The organism is Mesorhizobium sp. M1C.F.Ca.ET.210.01.1.1, from assembly GCF_004791585.1.
GTDB lineage: Bacteria > Pseudomonadota > Alphaproteobacteria > Rhizobiales > Rhizobiaceae > Mesorhizobium.
This window is the reverse complement of sequence record NZ_SRUU01000013.1, coordinates 1-18,206: the sequence shown is the minus strand read 5'-3', so window position 1 is coordinate 18,206 and position 18,206 is coordinate 1. Positions and strand designations below refer to the sequence as shown.

Sequence of the window (18,206 nt, the reverse complement as noted above, 5' to 3'; positions counted from 1 at the left end):
TGCGATATTCTTATCGCAACGCCCTGACCAGAGTCAACGCCAGCCTGGAAACCTCCGTGGAAGACGAAGCAAATACGCGCGATCATGTCGGCTCGCTGGAACGCGGGCTGGCGGTAATGGAGATCCTCGCCCGCCATCCGGCCGGCATGACGCTGACCGAGATGGCCGAGGAAGCTGGGCTGACCCGCGCCGGCGCTCGCCGCTTCCTACTGACGCTGGTAGCCACGGGCTACGCGACACAGTCAGGCCGGCTGTTTTCGCTGTCCCCGCGCCTGTTGACCGTCGCCCGGACATGGCTCGGCGGCGCTTCGCTGTGGACTTTCGCTGCGCCGATCATGCGCGAGGTGGCGGGGCGGTTCGACGAGGCCTGCAACGCGGCGGTGCTGTCGGGCGAGGACGTCGTCTATGTCGCGCGCATTCCCGGCCGCCGGATCTTGAGCGTGGCGCTCGACGTCGGCACGAGGTTGCCGGCCTATTGCACCTCGATGGGACGGGTGCTGCTCGCCGGTTTGGCGGCAGAGGAGCAGAAGTCCTTCCTCGCGGAGGCGAAGATCGAGCGGCGGACGCAAAAGACGATCACCAGCCGTGCCGCACTCAGCAAGGCCATAGAGAAGGCAAAGTCGGATGGCTTTGCCATCGTCGACGAGGAACTGGAACTCGGCCTGCGCTCGATCGCCGTGCCTATCAACGATCGCGCCGCCCGCACCGTTGCCGCGATCAACGTCTCGACCCAGTCGGTGCGCTTCTCGGTCGAGGCGATGGAACGCGAGATCCTGCCGGTGCTGCTGAAGGCCAAGCAGCAGGTGGAGGAATTCTTCTTCGTTTAGTGACGGCCAATCTCGTTCGCTCGCACTCCCGGCATGATATCGTCACTTCCAGCCAAGAGCCAGACTGCGAAGCAGTGGCGCTGCTGGCTGCAATTGTCGAAAGACCAGACCTTGGAGCGGATACATCCGGCGATTTTGCTCCTTGCCGCCCGCGCTCTGCGGGATTTCGGCGACGGTTTCGTGGCCGTGCTGCTGCCCGTCTACCTGCTCGCCCTCGGATTCACGCCTTTGCAGGTCGGGGTTATCGCCACGGCGTCGCTCCTTGGTTCCGCGCTGCTGACCATAGGTGTCGGGTTCCTCGGCGCCAGACACGATCATCGTCAACTCCTGCTGGCTGGCGCCGGTTTGATGATTGCCACGGGCGTGGCCTTTGCCGTCGTCCATGACTACGCTTTGCTTCTGGTCGTCGCGCTCGCCGGCACGATCAATCCCTCGGCCGGCAGTGTCAGCGTGTTCGTGCCACTGGAGCACGCAGTGCTCACGCGCCAGGTCTCGCAGCGCGAGCGTACCAGGATGTTCGCACGCTACAGCCTTGTGGGCGCGTTCGCAGGCGCCGCGGGCGGACTAGCGGCTGGGACACCTGATCTTCTAGCGCCGGTTGGTCTGGACCGACTGGCCGGCATCAAGGCTATGTTCGTCCTTTACGCGCTTCTCGGCCTGCTCGGTGGCTCACTTTACGCGTGCATCCCGCACCGCCCGGTATCGGATACTGGCACAGCCGCCGCACTCGGTCCCTCGCGCCGTATTGTCTTCAAGCTTGCGGCTTTGTTCAGTCTCGATGCCTTCGCGGGAGGCTTTGTCGTCCAATCACTGCTCGCCCTTTGGCTTTTCGAGCAATTTAACCTCTCGCTTTCGCAGGCAGCTGTTTTCTTCTTCTGGTCGGGCATCCTGTCGGCGCTCTCGTTTCCTGTGGCCGCCCGGCTGTCTCGACGCATCGGCCTGATCAACACGATGGTGTTCACGCATATTCCATCCAGCATCGCTCTGATGCTGGCGGCGCTGGCGCCCACGCTCCCATTGGCGCTTGTCCTCCTGTTGATCCGGGCCTCCCTGTCGCAGATGGATGTGCCGACCCGCTCGTCCTACGTGATGGCCGTCGTCACGGAGGCGGAACGGGCAGCCGCCGCGAGCTTCACGTCGGTACCGCGCAGCCTGGCCGCCTCGGCCAGCCCCATCCTGGCGGGTGCTCTGTTCGCTGCATCATTCCGAGCATGGCCACTGCTCATCTGTGGGGCGCTGAAGATCGCCTACGATTTGCTGTTGCTGATGCAGTTCCGAGAGCTGAAGCCGCCGGAGGAACGCTGACGCGCTCCCTGGGCTCAGGATCGAAGGGTTGCCCTCTCTCGCGGACCTCTTCGCAATTGACGGCGCATTCCAAACGCACTATTGAACAGGATTATACAGGTTCATTGAACAGGTATCGATATGGCTCGTCGCGCGATGCATCTCACTCCCGGCACGGGCAAGCCCGAGCAGATCGCGACGGTGCTGGAGCATGAGATCCGCTCCGGTGTGCTCGGCTTCGGCGATCGCCTGCAGAGCGAGAACGAGCTCGTCCAACGCTTCTCCGTCAGCCGCAACACGGTTCGCAAAGGGCTGGAAGAGCTTTCCAGCCGCGGGCTTATCACCACCAAAGTCGGCATCGGTTCCTTCGTCACCTTCGACGGCATGCCGGTCGATGACGCGATCGGCTGGTCGCGCGCGCTTGCCAATGCGGGCGCCAATGCCGAAACCCGGACGCTGCGGCTCGAGATCATCGAGGACGCCGATCTGGCGGCAAGGCTCGGTGTCGAGAACCCGTCCTTCATTGCCGTCGACCGCGTCCGGACCAACGCCGATGACGGCCATGCGATCTCGATCGAGCGCAGCCGCCTGCCGTTGTCACCCGAGCTCGAAGATGTGCCGCTGCGCGGCCTGCGCGAAGGCTCGCTGCACCAGACGCTGCGTGGGGCAGGGCTGGTGCCGGACCATGGCGAGGAATGGGCCGACATCGACATGCTGAGCGCGGCCGATGCCGCCATCCTCGACTGCGCGCTAGGCACGCCGTTCCTGCGCACGCGACGCCTGACGCGCGCCGCCGACGGCCGCGCCATCGAGTTCGTCACCAGCCTGCTCAACCCGGCGCATTTCGCGCTGCACCTGGAGTTCTGAGCATGGCGGCCGATGCGCTTGACCGGGCAATGGGCGCACTGATCGGCGGCGCGCTTGGCGACGCGCTCGGCATGCCGACGCAGCTTCTGTCGCCCGCCCGCATCGCGGAGCTTTACGGTCATGTCGAGGATTTCGTCGCGCCCGCCGCCGACCATCCGGTGTCGAAGGGCCTGCCGGCCGGCGCCATCACCGACGACACGGAGCAGGCGCTCTTGCTTGGCCGCATCCTGGTCGGCTCCGGCGAGCGCTTCGATCATGCGCGCTGGGTCAACGCGCTGCTCGATTGGGAGCGCGACGTGAAGGCGCGCGGCAGCTATGACCTGCTCGGGCCATCGACCAAACGGGCCATCGACGCCATCAATGACGGCGTGCCGGCGGAAGAGGCGGGGCGAAACGGCGACACCAATGGCGCCGCGATGCGCATCGCGCCGGTCGGCATCATGATGCCCCCGGAACCGCTCGATGCGCTGGTTGCGAAAGTCGCGGAAACCTGCCGGGCTACCCACAATACGGCGATCGCGATCGCCTCCGCTGCCGCCGTCGCTGCCGCCGTCAGTCTCGGCGTTTCGGGCGGCGACTGGCGTGCCGCCTCCGGCCATGCCGTCGCGGCGGCAGAGCTTGGTGCCACGCTCGGCCATTGGGTTACCGGCGGCAACATCGCCGCGCGGATCGCCTGGGCTCAGGAACTGGTGCGCGGCAAGCCGGAGAAGGAGGCGGTCGGGCTGATCGTCGATCTGATCGGCACCGGCGTCGCCAGCCAGGAATCGGTTCCGGCGGCGTTCGCCGTGCTGGAGGTCGCGGAAGGCGACGCCTGGCGCGCTGCGGTCATCAGCGCCAATCTCGGTGGCGACACCGACACGATCGGCGCCATCGCCGCCGGCATGGCCGGCGCTTGTTCAGGTCTGTCGCGCCTGCCGCAGGATCGCATTGCGAAGTTGCACGGCATCGATCTCGCCGAGGTTCGCGCGTTGGCCGCCGATCTCGTCGCGGCGCGAGCGGCAGAAATCCGCTCCGGCAAGGAGGCCGTCGCATGAGCCGGCGCCTCGTTCATGTCGGCAGCGCTGTGGTGGATTACGTCTATCGCATCGACGCCTTGCCGGCGCCCGGCACCGAAAAGACCGCGACGAGCTACGCCCGGGTCGCCGGCGGCGGCTTCAACATGATGGTCGCGGCGAGCCGCACCGGCATGAGGGCGGTGTTCGGCGGACAACTCGGCACTGGGGCGGATGGTGACTTCCTGCGAGCGGCTTTCGCCGCCGAAGGCATCGAGACGCTGACGCCGCCATCGCCCTTGATGGACAGCGGCAATTGCGTCGCCATGATCAGCGGCGATGCGGAGCGTACCTTCGTCTCATGGCCGGGGGCCGAGAGCCACCTCACGCTCGACATGATGGCGCCCGTCCAAGTCGCCCCAGGCGATTGGGTTTTTGCTTCGGGCTACACGCTGAGCTATCCCGGCAGCCGCGATGTGCTTGCCGACTGGATCGAGGCGCTGCCGGCGGAAGTTCCGTTCGTGCTCGATCCGACGCCGGTGGTCGCGGAGATTCCCCGCCCGATCCTGGACAGGGTGCTTGCCCGCACGACCTGGCTGAGCTGCAACACCGACGAGGCGGCTGAGATCGCTGGCTCGGGCGATGCGCAGACCGTTGCGATACGAATTCTGGCCGAGCACTGCCCGAAAGCTGCGGGCGTCGTGATCCGCGCCGGCGCGCGGGGCTGCCTGGTGCGGCAGGCCGACGGCGGCGCGCGGGCGATCCCTGGCTTCGAGGTCGCAGCCGTCGACACCAACGGCGCCGGCGATACGCATATCGGCGCCTTCGTCAGCGCTTTGTCGCGCGGCCAGTCGCCTTGCGAGGCGGCCCGCTATGCCAATGCCGCGGCCGCCCTCGCGGTGACGCGCCATGGCGGCTCATCGGCGCCGACAGATCAAGAAATCCAGGAATTCCTGAGCCATCGCGATCAAGCCGCGCATGGCTGGGAGGAAGCGACTGCAACTTAACAAGCCCGTCAAATCGGGCGAACAATGAGAGGAAAACAAACATGCGCATGCCCAAACTGACCGCTTTTCTGACGGCGACCGCCGTCTTCGCCTCAGCCCTGGCCGCTCAGGCCGCCGAAGAAGTGCATGTGCTCAACTGGAAGGGCTACGGTGCCGACGAGCCGTGGGCTGTCGCCAACTTCGAGAAGGCGACCGGCTTCAAGGTGGTCAACGACTTCTTCAACTCCGAACAGGAGATGCTGACGAAGCTCAGGACCAATCCCGGCCTCTACGACGTCGTCATGATCAACGCCGCCTTCAACGATCAGGCGATGGCCGGCAAGCTGATCCAGCCGATCGATGCCTCGAAGCTTTCCAACTACGCCGACATAGCCAAGGACAAGGCAAGCATCGCCGATGCTCAACCATGACGGCAAGGTCTATGGTGTGCCGTGGGTGTGGGGGCTGACTGCTCTCGCCATCAACGAAAAGTCCTTCGACAAACCGCCGACGAGCATCGCGGAGATGTGGGATCCGGCGCATAAGGGCCGCGTCGTCATCCGCGACGACGCCGTCGAGGCGGTGCAGTTCGGGGCGATTGCCAGCGGCCAGAACATAAACGACATCAAGGATATGGACGCGGTCAAGACGAAGCTCACCTCGCTGATGCCGCAGATCAAGACCTTCTGGAGCTCTGAGAACGACTGGAACCAGATGGTCGCTTCCAACCAGATCGACATCGGCACCTATTGGAGCGGTTCGGCCGACCGCGCCAAGACGCATTTCAAGCTGCCGGTCTCGCTGGTCATTCCGCAGGAAGGCGCCGTTGCCTGGCTCGACGCCTTCTCGATTCCCGCCGGTTCCAAGAACGTCGCCGGCGCCGAGGCCTTCATCAACTACATGATCGACCCGAAGTTCTACGTCGAATGGGTCACCAAGGTTGGCGCGCCGGTTTCGGCCAACACCAAGGCGGTCGAGGCGCTGCCAGAGGATGCCTTCAACCGCAAGGTCATGGGCAGCCCCGAGGTCGCCAAGCGCATCCAGTTCCAGGCGCCGGTCACCGACGAGCAGCGCGAGAAATACCTGGCGCTTTGGCAGGAGCTGAAGGTCAACGTGAAGTAACCGGCTCTTTCGGGGAGGAGAGACTTCATGGCTGAGCAGCTCGCGATCGGTTCGCGCCGTGGACTGAAGCCCGCCCTGCCGCTTCTCCTTCCCGCCTATCTGTGGCTGACGGTGGCGATCTTCCTGCCGCTGTCGGCCATGGTGTTCTTCTCCTTCATGACCGACCTGCCGCTGGCCGGGAAGGAATGGGCGTTCACGCTCGGCAACTACGCGACCTTCTTCTCGCAAAGCCTTTATCTGACGCTTCTTTTGGCTTCGCTGCGGCTCGGCCTCGAGGTCACGCTGTGGTGTGTCGTCATCGGCTATCCCGCGGCCTATGTGCTGGCTAAGGTTCTCAAGGGCCGCAGCCGCGAGGCGATCTTCCTGCTTGTCATCCTGCCCTTCTGGTCGAACGGGCTGGTGCGCATCTTCTCCTGGGCGATGGTGCTGCGCGAGGGCGGCATCCTCGATACGGCGCTCAACGCCGTGCTGCCGTTCAAGATCAACATTGACCTGATGTATTCCTATCCGGCAGTCATCATCGGCCTGGTGCACTCCTACGTGCCCTACATGGTGCTGACCTGCTACCTGACGCTGCAGGCCATCGACGACTCGCTGATCGAGGCCGGGCGTTCGCTCGGCGCCTCGCGGCTGCAGGTGCTCAAGCGCGTGATCATCCCGCTATCGATGCCCGGCCTGATCGCGGGCGCTGCGCTGATCTTCGTGCCGGTCGTCGGCTCCTTCATGGAGCCGCGCATCCTCGGCGGCCGCACCGGCACGTTCTATGGCACCGTCATCGAGGACCAGTTCGTCGCCGTCTTCAACTGGCCGCTGGGTGCGGCGCTCTCCTTCATCCTGCTCGCCGTGGTCCTCATCATCCTGGGGCTCGCGGCGCCGGTGCTGCGGAGGGCCGCCTGATGGCGACGACGCGCATCCTCGAATGGGTCGGGCGCATCTATATCGTCCTGCTGCTCGCCTTCCTCTACCTGCCGATCATCATCATGGCGCTGATGTCGTTCAACGCCTCGCCCTTCTACCAACTGCCGCTCGAATGGACGACGGACTGGTATGCCTCGCTCTGGCAGAACGACCAGCTGATCGCGGCGACCTGGAACAGCATCGAGATCGCCGTCATCACCACCATCATCTCGACGGTGCTGGGGTCGATGGCTTCGCTGGCGCTTTATCGCTACGAGTTCCGCGGCAAGAAATTCCTGCAGGCGCTGCTCTTTCCGCCGATCGCCATTCCCTGGCTGATCACCGGCACGGCGATGCTGATCTTCTTCTTCGGCATCGGCATCGGCCGCGGGCTGGTCGCCATCCTGCTCGGACACGTCGCGCTGGCGCTGCCTTACGTCATCGTCGTCGTCTCGGCCCGGCTGCAGACCTTCGCGCCGGAACTGGAGGAAGCGGCGCGCTCGCTCGGCGCGAACCAGTGGCAGGTGACCAACCGCGTCACGCTGCCCTGGATCATGCCCGGCGTGATCGCAGGCGGGCTGTTCGCCTTCGCCGTGTCGTTCGACCAGTTCGTGGTCTCGTATTTCCTGTCGACACCCGGCCAGACGACGCTGCCGGTCGAAATCTATGCCGCGATCCGCAAGGGCTTCACGCCCGAGATCAATGCGGTGTCGACGATCATCATCGTCGTGTCGATGGCGCTGATGCTGCTCACGGCGCGCTTCTTCAAATTCGGCGGAGAGAAATAATGGCAGGCGTCCAGGTAGCGAATGTCTCGCGCAGTTTCGGCGCGCACAAGGCGCTCGACGATGTCTCGATCGATTTCGCCGACGGCGGCTTCTACGCGCTGCTCGGGCCGTCGGGCAGCGGCAAGACCACGCTGCTCAGGCAGATCGCCGGTTTCGACTTTCCCGACGCTGGCCGCATTGCCATCGGCGGCGAAAGCGTCGAGCGCGTGCCGGTCGAGAAGCGGCGCATCGGCATGGTGTTCCAGAACTATGCGCTGTTTCCCAATATGAGCGTCGCCGACAATGTTGCCTTCGGCCTGTCGGTGCGTGGCGAGCCGAAAGCGACGATCGCAGTGGAAGTGCAGCGCGCGCTCGACCTTGTGCAGCTCGGCAAGCTCGGCGGGCGCCGGCCGCACCAGCTTTCCGGCGGCCAGCGCCAGCGCGTGGCACTGGCGCGGGCCATCGTCACCAAGCCGCGCGTGCTGTTGCTCGACGAGCCGCTCGGCGCGCTCGACAAGGCGCTGCGTGTCGACATGCAGATCGAGTTGAAACGCATCCAGCGCGAGATTGGTATCACCACCATCTTTGTCACGCACGACCAGGAAGAGGCGCTGACGATGAGTGACCGCATCGGCATCCTGCGCGACGGCCGGCTGGTGCAGGAAGGGCCGCCGGAAGAAATCTATGACCGGCCGCAAAGCGAGTTTGCCGCGACATTCTTAGGCGATGCCAACATCTTTCGCGGCGACGCCATCGGCAACGGCATAAAGCTGCCAGACGGCACGACGATCAACGCGGCTTCGGGCGCGTCGGTGCCGGCGGGGGCCAAGGCGAGCTGCGCCGTGCGGCCGGAGCGCATCCAGATTTCGGCTGGCACGGCAAAGTTCGACGCGGGCAATGCCAACACGCTCAAGGGCCAGGTGTCCAAGCGCATCTTCGCCGGCAACAACAGCACCTATTTCGTCGAGCGAGATGGGCAGACGCTGAAGGTGATCGTCCAGAACACCGGCGCCGAACGCCTGGCCGAAGGGGAACCCGTCGTGCTCAGCTGGTCGCCGGACAGCACGGTGCTGATCGCCGCGAACTGATGTTGCGGCTGATGGGAAATGATGGCGCGAGCCTTGGCCGAGGCCCGGACCATGGCGTTATATCCAGTCCTCGACGGGGAGGAATGGATGGCCAATGTGGGTTTCGAGCCTGACGTAAAGGTCCGGGTCAAGGATTACCGGATCGGCTGCATCGGCGCCGGCATGATCATGGCCGAATGCCATCTTGCCGCCTACAAGGAGGCCGGGTTTCCCGTTGTCGCAATTGCTTCGCGCACCAAGGCGAATGCCGAGAAGGTCGCCGCCCGCTGGGGCATTTCGACCGTCCACGACACGCCTGAGCAATTGATCGAGGACGATCGCGTCGAGATCGTCGACCTTGCCTTCCCGCCCGACCAGCAGCCTGCGCTGATCCGCCATGCGCTGAAGCAGAAGCACATCAAGGCGGTCCTGGCGCAGAAGCCGCTGGCGCTGTCGGTCGAGGAAGCGGTGAGGCTGCGCGACGAGGCGGCCGCCTCCGGCAAGATACTCTCGGTCAATCAGAACATGCGCTACGACCAGTCGATGCGCGTTCTGAAGCAGATCATCGACAGCGGCGCGCTTGGCGAGATCGTCTTTGCCGAGATCGACATGCACGCGATCCCGCATTGGCAAACCTTTCTTGCCGAATACGACCGGCTGACGCTCGCCAATATGAGCGTGCACCACCTCGACGTGCTGCGCTTCCTGTTCGGCGATCCGGACGAGATCACCACGCTGACGCGCAAGGATCCGCGCACACGATTTGCGCATTCCGACGGCATCACGGTGTCGACGCTGCGCTTTCCCTCCGGCGTGCTCGCCGTGTCGCTGGAGGACGTCTGGTCCGGGCCGCGCCAGGAAGGTTATCACGACGACCAGCACATCAACTGGCGCGTCGACGGCTTGAAGGGTGTCGCCAAGGGCACCATCGGCTGGCCGAAGGGCGTCGCCTCGACGCTGACCTACGCCTCGACCGAGACGACCGGCGGCAAATGGGTCAGCCCAAGCTGGGACACGATGTGGTTCCCGCATGCCTTCATCGGCGTCATGGAGCAGCTGCAATATGCGCTGAAGACCGGCACGCCGCCGGCGCTCTCTGTCGCCGACAATGTCAAGACGATGGCGCTGGTCGAGGCCGGCTACAGGTCGATGGCCGAAGGCCGCACGATCAGGCTGTCCGAAATCCGCGTCGACTGAGGCAACCGAAAGACGCGTTAACTGAATCGCTTACCCGGAGGACTTCACCTCATGATGCAGGCAGGGATCTTCACAGGCTATTTCCCCTACGAGCTCGAGGAGGTCGCCAGGCGCATCCGCGCGCTCGATTTCAACACGGTGCAACTCGACCTGCATTTCAAGGATATCGACCTGTCGGCGGGGCAGATCACTGGGGACAAGGCGAGGATGGTGCGCGACACGTTCCGCGACCATAACCTGCCGGTCTGCTGCGTGTCCGGCTACACCAACATCATCCATCCGGACAGAGCCGAACGTGAGAAGCGGCTCGCCTATCTCAAAGAGATCATCCGCAATGCGCGCGAGTTCGGCTCACCTTATGTTATCTCGGAAACCGGCACCTACAACACCGAGTCCGACTGGGTGCATGATCCGAGGAACAAGACCGAGGAAGGCTTCGAGGAATGTCGCAAGGTGATCTCCGACCTCGCGCAGACGGCGTATGATCACGGGGCGGTCTTCTTGCTCGAGACCTATGTCAACAATGTCGTCGGCTCGGTCGAGGAGACGGTCAGGATGTTCGCGCAGGTCGACCATCCCGGCCTTGGCCTGTTGATGGACCCGACCAACTATTTCGAGGCGCACAACATCGACCGGATGGATCAGGTGCTGAACCAGGTGTTCGACACGCTGACCGACAAGATCAAGATCGCGCATGCCAAGGACGTGAAGCGCTCGGGCAGCGACAAGACGGAGAAACATGCCCATATCGGCGACGCGGATGCGCATGAAGGGCTGACCTTCCGCGGCGTCGGCGAGATCGAATTGCCGGCGCCGGGGCTCGGTGCGCTCAACTACGACCTCTACCTCAAGCGGCTCAGCGAGAAGCATCCCAACATTCCGGTGATCATCGAGCATCTCTCCGAGGACGACGTGCCGCGCGCGAAGACATTCCTCGACGGGAAATTCCGGGCCAACGGGCTTTGACGGCCGGGGAGGTGACGATGACGGCCGCCGGGACGAAGCGCGATTACAGCCTTGTCGGCGAAAGCACGCGTAGGGCGATCGAAACCGGGCTGGCATCGGCCGAGTGGTACCATACCGACGTGGCGCGCAGGACCATGAAGGAGCTGATGCAGCGTTCGGACGGGCCGGCGATCCGCGACACCGTCATCTGGATCGCCGCGATCCTGGGCTCGGCCGCCGGCATCATCTGGTTCTGGGGCATGTGGTGGGTCGTGCCGTTCCTGTTCGTCTATGGCGTTCTCTACGGCTCGTCGAGCGACTCGCGTTGGCACGAATGCGGCCACGGCACGGCGTTTCGCACGCGCTGGATGAACGACGTCGTCTACCACATCGCCTCGTTCATGCTGATGCGCAATCCGGTGCAATGGCGCTGGAGCCATGCCCGCCACCACACCGATACGATCATCGTCGGTCGCGACGCGGAGATCTCCGTCATGCGGCCGCCGGATTTGCTCAAGGCGGCTTTGGCCTTCACCGGCATCCTCGACTTCCGCTATTCGCTGCCGACACTGGTGCGCCAGGCCCTCGGCAAATTGTCGGACGAGGAGAAGAGCTACATCCCGGAGGTGGAGCAGGGGAAGGCGGTTGTCGCGGCGAGCTGGCATATGGTTGTGTATATCGCGACGATCGCTGTCGCGATCGCGCTCGGGTCATGGATACCGCTGGTGCTGATCGGCCTGCCGCGCCTTTATGGCACCTGGCACATGGTGATGACCGGCCTGCTGCAGCATATCGGGCTGGCCGACAACGTCACCGACCACCGGCTCAACACGCGCACTGTCTACATGAACCCGGTCAGCCGGTTCATCTACTGGAACATGAACTACCATGTGGAACACCACATGTTCCCGATGGTGCCCTACCACGCGCTGCCGAGACTGCATGAGCTGATCAAGCACGACCTGCCGCAGCCGAACCCGTCGGTGTGGCACGCCTATCGCGAGGTCTGGCCGGTGCTGCTCAGGCAGCTGAAATATGAGGATTACTACCTCAAGCGCGAATTGCCGCCGACGGCCAAGCCCTATCGCTGTGAGTTCCACCAAGTCGACGTGGCGGCGGCTGCGGCCGAATAAGGTTCCGGGATCTGCTCGGAGCGAACCGATCAGGAGAAGAATGAGATGGCGGACTGGGTCGAAGCATGCGCGGTGGACGACGTGGACGAGGAGGATGTGATCCGCTTCGACCATGGCGGCCGCAGCTTCGCGATCTACCGCTCACCGGACGACGAGTTCTTTGCCACCGACGGCTTCTGCACGCATGAGAAGGCGCATTTGGCCGATGGGTTGGTGATGGACGACATCATCGAATGCCCGAAGCACAATGGCCGCTTCAACTACAAGACCGGCCAGGCCAAGGGCGCGCCGGTCTGCGTCGACCTCAAGACTTATCCAGTCAAGGTCGAGGACGGCAAGGTGATGATCGATATCGGCTGAGCCGCCGAAACGCCCCAAGCATAAGGAACACAAATCAATGAGCCGAAAGAGACCGACCGTGGCCGATCTGCGCGCCATGAAGGGCAAGCGACAGCTGACCATGCTGCGCGTGCTGACGCTCGATGAGGCCGAAGCCGCTGAGCGCGCCGGCATCGACATCGTCTCGGTGCCGCCGGAACTGGTGCTCAACCCTGAGTACCGCGATGCAGCGCCCAGCCTCTTCACCATGCCGGGCGAGAACTTCTTCGAGATCGGCACGGCGGACGATTTCCTGCGCTGGTCGTTCCGGCTCTACAAGGCGGGAGCCGACGCCGTCTATTGCAGCGCCGGCCATGCCACCATCAAGCGGATGGCCGACGACGCCATTCCTGTCATTAGCCATGTCGGCCTGATCCCGTCGCGCGCCACCTGGACCGGCGGGTTCAAGGCCGTCGGCAAGACCGCCGACACCGCCATGCAGGTGTTCGAGGCGGTGAAGCAGCTCGAGGCCGCCGGTGCGATCGGCGCCGAGATCGAGGTGGTGCCGGTCGAAGTGGCGAAGGCGATCTGCGAGCGCACCTCGCTGATCATGCTGTCGATGGGCGCGGGCACGGGCTGCGATGCCCAATACCTATTCGCCGAAGATATTCTCGGCGCCAATCGCGGTCACATGCCTCGCCACTCGAAAGTCTATCGCAACTTCGCCGCCGAATACGACCGGCTTCAGGCGGAGCGCATCGCGGCATTCTCGGAATATGTCGCCGACGTCAACAGCGGCGCCTATCCGGAAGACCGGCATGTCGTGCATATGGATCCGAACGAGCTCAGCCTCTTCATGAAGAAGGTGGATGAGAAAGCTTAGAGCGTTTCAGTGATCCATAAAATCGCCGGACCGCTCTAAGTATTTGTTTTTACGCAATTCCGGACGGAAAACCGTTACACGCTTTTCCTCGAATTGCTCTAGACGAGCAGTATCTGGTGCACCGCAGGGCGCCAATACCCGTCGGCGAGCACGGCGTGGAGCGCGTCGGCATTGGGGCCGAGCGGCCGGTCTTCGTTGAGCGTCGGTACGTGCGTGCGGACAGCCGCGTGGATCGCGCCGGTGGCCGGCGCCAGCGTCAGCCCTTCGCGCAGGTCGACAGCCTGCGCCGCCGCCATCAGTTCGAAGGCGATCAGCCGCCGCCACAGCGCGATCATCTCGGCGCATTTCGCCACGGCAAGCGGTGTCTGCGTGGCGTGATCCTCGACGCCCTCGGACACGGGCAGGAAGTCGAGCATCACCGGGTTGGCCTTGTGGCGGATCGCGGCGAGGACCGCCGTCACGGTCTTCTGCAGCGGCACGAAGCCGGCCGAGGCGCCGCCGACGGGCGAGAGGTATTTCGGCAGCCCGTTGCGGCCCGAACCGGTGAGCTGGATGAAGCGGGCGGCAGAAGCCGCCGCGCATTGGGCAATGGCCAGACCGAGCGTCTCGAAAGCCAGTGCGAGCGCGGCGGTGTGGAAATTGCCGGTCGACAGCACCAGCGCGTCTTCGACGAGCACCAGCGGGTTGTCGGCGGCGGCGTTGAGCTCGATCTCGACCGCGAGCCGCGCATGGTCGATCGCCTGGATCAGCGCGCCATGGATCGACGGCATGCAGCGGATCGACAACGGATCCTGAATGGTGGTCGCTGCCGGCGCGTCGTCGCGGGCGAGCAGGTCGCGCAGCGCCTTCGCCGCGACCTGCTGGCAGGCGCCCGGCCGCGCCAGATGAAGGCGCTGGTCAAGGATGGTGCGGTTGGCACCCAGCGCCTCCATGGTGAGCGCGCCGGCCTGCTGCTGCTGCTCGAGCGCCGACAGCGCATCGGTGAGCGCCAGGGCGCCGGCGCCGGTGGAAACGGCGGAAGCGTTGATCAGCGACAGCCCATCCTTGGGCGCCAGGCTGACCGGCGCGAGGCGCGCCATCATCAGCGCCTTGGCCGACGGCATGCGGCGGCTCTGATAGTCGGCGTCGCCTTCGCCGATCAACATGTGGGCGATCGCCGTCATCAGCACCAGGTCGCCAGCACCGATCGAGCCGAGCGAGGGCATGGCCGGGTGGACGCCAGCGTTAAGCGCATCGACGAGGGCGGTGAAGACATGGGGCGACAGACCGGAACCGCCCGCCGCGAGCATTGCGATGCGGGCAAACATCGCCGCCCGCACGATCTGGATTGGCAACACATCGCCGACCGCGGCGCCACGCCCGTCGAGAAGCTGACGCTGGAACGCCCCGGCATCGCCTTCGACCGTGGTGCCGAGATTGGCGCCGAGGCCGGTGTTCAGCCCATAGATCTGCTGGCCACCAACGGCGGCCTCATCGAGCACCTTGCGCGCCTTGCCCAGTTTCTCGATGACCGTCGGGGTGACCTCGACCTTGCAGCCGGCGCGCGCCACGGACGAAACATCCTCGATGCTGACGCCGGCACCGGTGAGGACGAGCGGGCTCATGCGAAGCGCAGCCTCTGGCCGATGCCGTTCTCGCCGGCCTTGACCAGCATCGCCTTGCCCAGCGCGATATCGGAAAGCGACAGGCCGCGATGCCAGAACAGGATCGTCTCGCCGTCGCTTTGCCGGCCCGGCTTGAGGCCGGCCGCGATCTGGCCGAGCTCGGCGTGGAGCGTCGCCTCGCTCAACCGCCCGGTCTCGACATGGGCGCGCAGCGAACCGAACTTGCCGCCCTTGCACTGGCCCCAGTCGTCGACGACGATCTTTTGCATGATGTCGGTCAAGGACAGTTCAACCGCGCTCATCGTGCCATAGGGCACGACCAGCGCGCCCCGCTTTATCCATTCGGTCTTGAGCAGCGGCTGCGGTTCCGGCAGCCGCGAGGCCTCGACGACGATGTCGGCGCCTTCGACGCAGGTTTTCCAGTCCGCCATGGCCATGACCGGCTTGCCGAGATCGGCGGCAAGCTTCGCCGCGAAGCCATCGCGGCTTTCCGGGCGGCGCGAATGGATGCGGATCTCGTCGAAGTCGAAGAGGTGGTCGAGCAGGCGCACGTTCCAGTAGGCCGTGCCGCGCGCGCCGATGTGGCCGAGCACCTTCGACGACTTCTTCGCCAGATGCTTGGCGCCGATGGCGGTGACCGCGCCGGTGCGCATGTCGGTGATGACGGTGGCGTCCAGGATGGCGCGCGGCGTGCCGGTGCGCGGATCGAAGAGGTTGAGGATGCCGAACTCCGACGGCAGGCCGTGCAGGTAGTTGTCGACATAGTCGCCGACGATCTTCACGCCGGCCGCATCGAGCGGGGCCACATAGCCGCGCAGCACGTTGAAATGGCCGTGGAAGGACGGGTCTGGCTCGAGATGGACGCGCGGTTCGATCACCGTCCGGCCGCTGCCCTGGGCGACGAGCCCGGCTTCGACGGCGCCGATGATCTCGGCATCGGTCATCGCCAGCGCCTCGATGTCGAGCGCATTGAGGTAGTCGATATAGATGGGCTTCATGCGCGCATTCTTCCCTTCCAGCCCCGCTCCTCCCATAACAGGCGGCGAGGCGACACGAAAGTTTGTTGGATAAACTCTGGACTGGTTCAGCCATATGCTGTTCAACCAGCGCGTCATGACCAGCATTCCCGACAACGAGGACTTGTCCCGGCCCGTGCCGATCGCGACGCGCCAGGCACGGCGCGTCGCGCTGATCGTCGCCGTCGCCTTCTTCATGCAACTGCTCGATTCGACGATCATCTCGACGTCGCTGCCGCAGATGGGCCAGTCGTTCGGCGTGCCGGCGGTGGCGATGAGCATCGGCATCACCGCATACATGCTGACCATGGCGGTGTTCGTGCCGCTGTCGGCCTGGCTCGCCGACCGGTTTGGCGCCCGCAACGTCTTCCTCGTCGCCATCGCGCTGTTCACGGTGGCCTCCATCGCCTGCGGCTTTTCGCAGACCCTGACCGGGTTCGTCGCCGCCCGCATCGTGCAGGGCCTGGGCAGCGCGCTGATGACGCCGGTCGGCCGCATCCTGGTGCTGCGCAATGCCGCTAAATCGGAACTGCTCAATGCCACGGCGCTGATCACGTGGCCGGCTTTGTTCGCGCCGGTGGTCGGGCCAGTGCTCGGCGGCTTCATCACCACCTATCTCTCCTGGCACTGGAACTTCTTCATCAACGTCCCGCTAGGACTGGCCGGACTGCTGCTGGTCGCGCGCTTCGTGCCGGGCGACCGCGACTCCGAGGCCAGGCCGCTCGACTGGCCGGGCTTCTTCCTCACCTCGCTCGGCCTGGCAGTGATGCTCTATGGGCTGGAGCGCCTTGCGCATCCCGAGAGCGGCATGCAGCCGACAGTGGCGCTGATTGCCGCCGGCGTTGCGATCGGCGGGCTGGCGGTGCGCCAACTCCTGCGAGCGCCGCATCCACTGCTCGATCTTTCCGCCTTCAAGGTGCTGACTTTCGCCGTCTCGACGCTGTCGGCAGGCACGATCTTCCGCATCGCGGTCAGTGCAACCCCCTTCCTCCTGCCGCTGCTCTTCCAGGTGGGCTTCGGAATGCGCCCAGTCGATGCGGGCTTGCTGATCCTCGCCTATTTCCTCGGCAATCTCGGCATGAAGGCGGTGACCACGCCGACGCTCAGGCGCTTCGGCTTCCGCCGCGTACTGATCGTCAACGGGCTGATCGCCTCGCTGGCGATCATGGCCTGCGGGGCGATCTCGCCGCAAACGCCGCTGGCGCTGGTGGTGGCGCTGATGCTGGTCGCCGGGCTGTCGCGCTCGATGCAGTTCACGGCGCTGAACACGCTCGCCTTCGCCGATATCGGCGGGGCGCAGCGAAGCTCGGCGGCGACGCTTTCCAGCATGCTGCAGCAGATATCGATGCTGTTCGGCGTGGCGATTGCGGCGGCGATCCTCAACCTGTCGCAGATCGCCAGAGGCGAAGCGGCACCCGATCTCGCCGACTTCAGAATCGCATTCATCGCGATCGGCCTGATCGGGCTCGTGGCGTCGTTCCGTTTCATGGTTCTGCCGCCATCCGCCGGAGCCGAGGTCTCCGGGCACGCCCAGGAAAATTGATGCCGGCAACATTGTTTTCGGTGCCGAAAACTTGAATCCGGCCAACAGATTGGCAGCAGTCGTTAAGGACCCGATTCAGAAACCTTGCGCAACGATTCGACCGAAAGGACCACATCATGGCCACCACAAGACTTCTCAGCGATGCCGAAGCGGAACAAATCCCGGCGGTGAAGGCCGTGTTCGACGATATCCGCGCGACGCGCAAATCCGATTTCGTCAACAATTTCTGGCGCGGGCTCGCCAACGATCCGGCGGCGCTGAAGCGGGTGTGGGAGCAGCTCAAGGCGGTGATGGTCGCCGACAGCGCCATCGATCCGCTGACCAAGGAGATGATCTATATCGCGGTCTCGACCGCCAATGGCTGTTCCTATTGCATTCACTCGCATACGGCCGCGGCCAGGGCCAAGGGCATGACCGACGCGCAGCATGGCGAGCTGGTGTCGATCATCGGGCTCGCCGGCCAAACCAACCACCTCGTCACGGCGATGCAGATCCAGCTCGATCCGCAATTCGAGGTGAGGTGAAGCGCCGGCTTTCCCTTCTCCCCTTGTGGGAGAAGGTGTCGCCGAAGGAGACGGATGAGGAGTGTTCCAGAAGACACCAGCCTCTCACTCCGCTGGAACACCCCTTATATCTGCACGAACAGAGATTTGTGCGAGAAGAGCGACTGAGCCTCGAACCGGACGGCCATCCGATTCGAGGCTTGGCGAAGTCGCCCGAAACCCCTTCGGTTACAACCGTGGATGAGCCTGGGATCT

19 protein-coding genes are annotated in these 18,206 nt (G+C 64.6%); 17 read left to right on the top strand and 2 right to left on the bottom strand.

The window, feature by feature from the left end; translation table 11 throughout:
* Positions 1–56: 56 nt before the first annotated feature.
* The 15 genes from EN853_RS16360 to EN853_RS16295 all read left to right on the top strand — a co-directional run bounded on the left by EN853_RS16360 (position 57) and on the right by EN853_RS16295 (position 13,285).
* Positions 57–827 carry an IclR family transcriptional regulator C-terminal domain-containing protein gene (locus EN853_RS16360; protein WP_127860901.1) on the top strand — a complete coding sequence of 257 codons (771 nt, stop codon included), beginning with the start codon at positions 57–59 and terminating at the stop codon, positions 825–827.
* Positions 828–860: 33 nt separating this feature from the next.
* A complete protein-coding gene (locus tag EN853_RS16355) occupies positions 861–2,132 on the top strand; it encodes an MFS transporter (protein WP_167524497.1) in 1,272 nt (423 codons plus the stop codon).
* A 120-nt stretch (positions 2,133–2,252) separates the two neighbouring features.
* The gene (locus tag EN853_RS16350; protein ID WP_127860902.1) at positions 2,253–2,978 is read left to right on the top strand and encodes a GntR family transcriptional regulator; all 726 of its coding nucleotides are present in this window, start codon (positions 2,253–2,255) and stop codon (positions 2,976–2,978) included.
* Between the two features lie 2 nt (positions 2,979–2,980).
* The gene (locus EN853_RS16345) at positions 2,981–4,012 is read left to right on the top strand and encodes an ADP-ribosylglycohydrolase family protein (protein ID WP_127860903.1); all 1,032 of its coding nucleotides are present in this window, start codon (positions 2,981–2,983) and stop codon (positions 4,010–4,012) included.
* Positions 4,009–4,977: a PfkB family carbohydrate kinase gene (locus EN853_RS16340; RefSeq protein ID WP_127860904.1), complete on the top strand. Its 969-nt coding sequence runs from the start codon at positions 4,009–4,011 to the stop codon at positions 4,975–4,977. Before EN853_RS16345 ends, EN853_RS16340 begins: the two co-directional genes overlap by 4 nt.
* A gap of 41 nt (positions 4,978–5,018) precedes the next feature.
* The gene (locus EN853_RS34600; protein ID WP_245517043.1) at positions 5,019–5,387 is read left to right on the top strand and encodes a hypothetical protein; all 369 of its coding nucleotides are present in this window, start codon (positions 5,019–5,021) and stop codon (positions 5,385–5,387) included.
* Positions 5,374–6,078, top strand: coding sequence for an extracellular solute-binding protein (locus tag EN853_RS16335; RefSeq protein WP_245517041.1), 705 nt, complete (start codon positions 5,374–5,376; stop codon positions 6,076–6,078). Before EN853_RS34600 ends, EN853_RS16335 begins: the two co-directional genes overlap by 14 nt.
* Before the next feature lie 27 nt (positions 6,079–6,105).
* A complete protein-coding gene (locus EN853_RS16330; protein ID WP_127860905.1) occupies positions 6,106–6,975 on the top strand; it encodes an ABC transporter permease in 870 nt (289 codons plus the stop codon).
* Positions 6,975–7,763: an ABC transporter permease gene (locus EN853_RS16325; protein WP_127860906.1), complete on the top strand. Its 789-nt coding sequence runs from the start codon at positions 6,975–6,977 to the stop codon at positions 7,761–7,763. The genes EN853_RS16330 and EN853_RS16325 overlap by 1 nt, the downstream gene beginning before the upstream one ends.
* Positions 7,763–8,830, top strand: coding sequence for an ABC transporter ATP-binding protein (locus EN853_RS16320; RefSeq protein ID WP_127860907.1), 1,068 nt, complete (start codon positions 7,763–7,765; stop codon positions 8,828–8,830). Before EN853_RS16325 ends, EN853_RS16320 begins: the two co-directional genes overlap by 1 nt.
* 87 nt (positions 8,831–8,917) lie before the next feature.
* On the top strand, positions 8,918–10,006 hold the full coding sequence (locus EN853_RS16315; RefSeq protein ID WP_127860908.1) for a Gfo/Idh/MocA family oxidoreductase: 1,089 nt from the start codon (positions 8,918–8,920) through the stop codon (positions 10,004–10,006).
* Between the two features lie 51 nt (positions 10,007–10,057).
* Positions 10,058–10,972: a sugar phosphate isomerase/epimerase gene (locus EN853_RS16310; RefSeq protein WP_127860909.1), complete on the top strand. Its 915-nt coding sequence runs from the start codon at positions 10,058–10,060 to the stop codon at positions 10,970–10,972.
* 17 nt (positions 10,973–10,989) lie between these two features.
* Positions 10,990–12,084 carry a fatty acid desaturase family protein gene (locus EN853_RS16305; RefSeq protein WP_127860910.1) on the top strand — a complete coding sequence of 365 codons (1,095 nt, stop codon included), beginning with the start codon at positions 10,990–10,992 and terminating at the stop codon, positions 12,082–12,084.
* A gap of 45 nt (positions 12,085–12,129) precedes the next feature.
* The gene (locus EN853_RS16300) at positions 12,130–12,444 is read left to right on the top strand and encodes a MocE family 2Fe-2S type ferredoxin (protein WP_127860911.1); all 315 of its coding nucleotides are present in this window, start codon (positions 12,130–12,132) and stop codon (positions 12,442–12,444) included.
* Positions 12,445–12,481: 37 nt separating this feature from the next.
* Positions 12,482–13,285: a 3-methyl-2-oxobutanoate hydroxymethyltransferase gene (locus EN853_RS16295; RefSeq protein ID WP_127860912.1), complete on the top strand. Its 804-nt coding sequence runs from the start codon at positions 12,482–12,484 to the stop codon at positions 13,283–13,285.
* 98 nt (positions 13,286–13,383) lie between these two features.
* Here EN853_RS16295 and hutH read toward each other — a convergent pair whose 3' ends face one another.
* Positions 13,384–14,889, bottom strand: coding sequence for a histidine ammonia-lyase (gene hutH, locus EN853_RS16290; protein WP_127860913.1), 1,506 nt, complete (start codon positions 14,887–14,889; stop codon positions 13,384–13,386).
* A complete protein-coding gene (locus EN853_RS16285) occupies positions 14,886–15,887 on the bottom strand; it encodes an ornithine cyclodeaminase family protein (protein WP_127860914.1) in 1,002 nt (333 codons plus the stop codon). Before EN853_RS16285 ends, hutH begins: the two co-directional genes overlap by 4 nt.
* Positions 15,888–16,002: 115 nt before the next feature.
* On the opposite strand from EN853_RS16285, the gene EN853_RS16280 reads away from it, so the two are divergent.
* Positions 16,003–17,448 (top strand): DHA2 family efflux MFS transporter permease subunit, encoded by a 1,446-nt coding sequence (locus tag EN853_RS16280; RefSeq protein ID WP_127860936.1) that lies wholly within the window; start codon positions 16,003–16,005, stop codon positions 17,446–17,448.
* A 116-nt stretch (positions 17,449–17,564) separates the two neighbouring features.
* Complete coding sequence (locus EN853_RS16275) at positions 17,565–17,972, top strand: carboxymuconolactone decarboxylase family protein (protein ID WP_127860915.1); 408 nt, start codon at positions 17,565–17,567, stop codon at positions 17,970–17,972.
* Positions 17,973–18,206 lie beyond the last annotated feature (234 nt).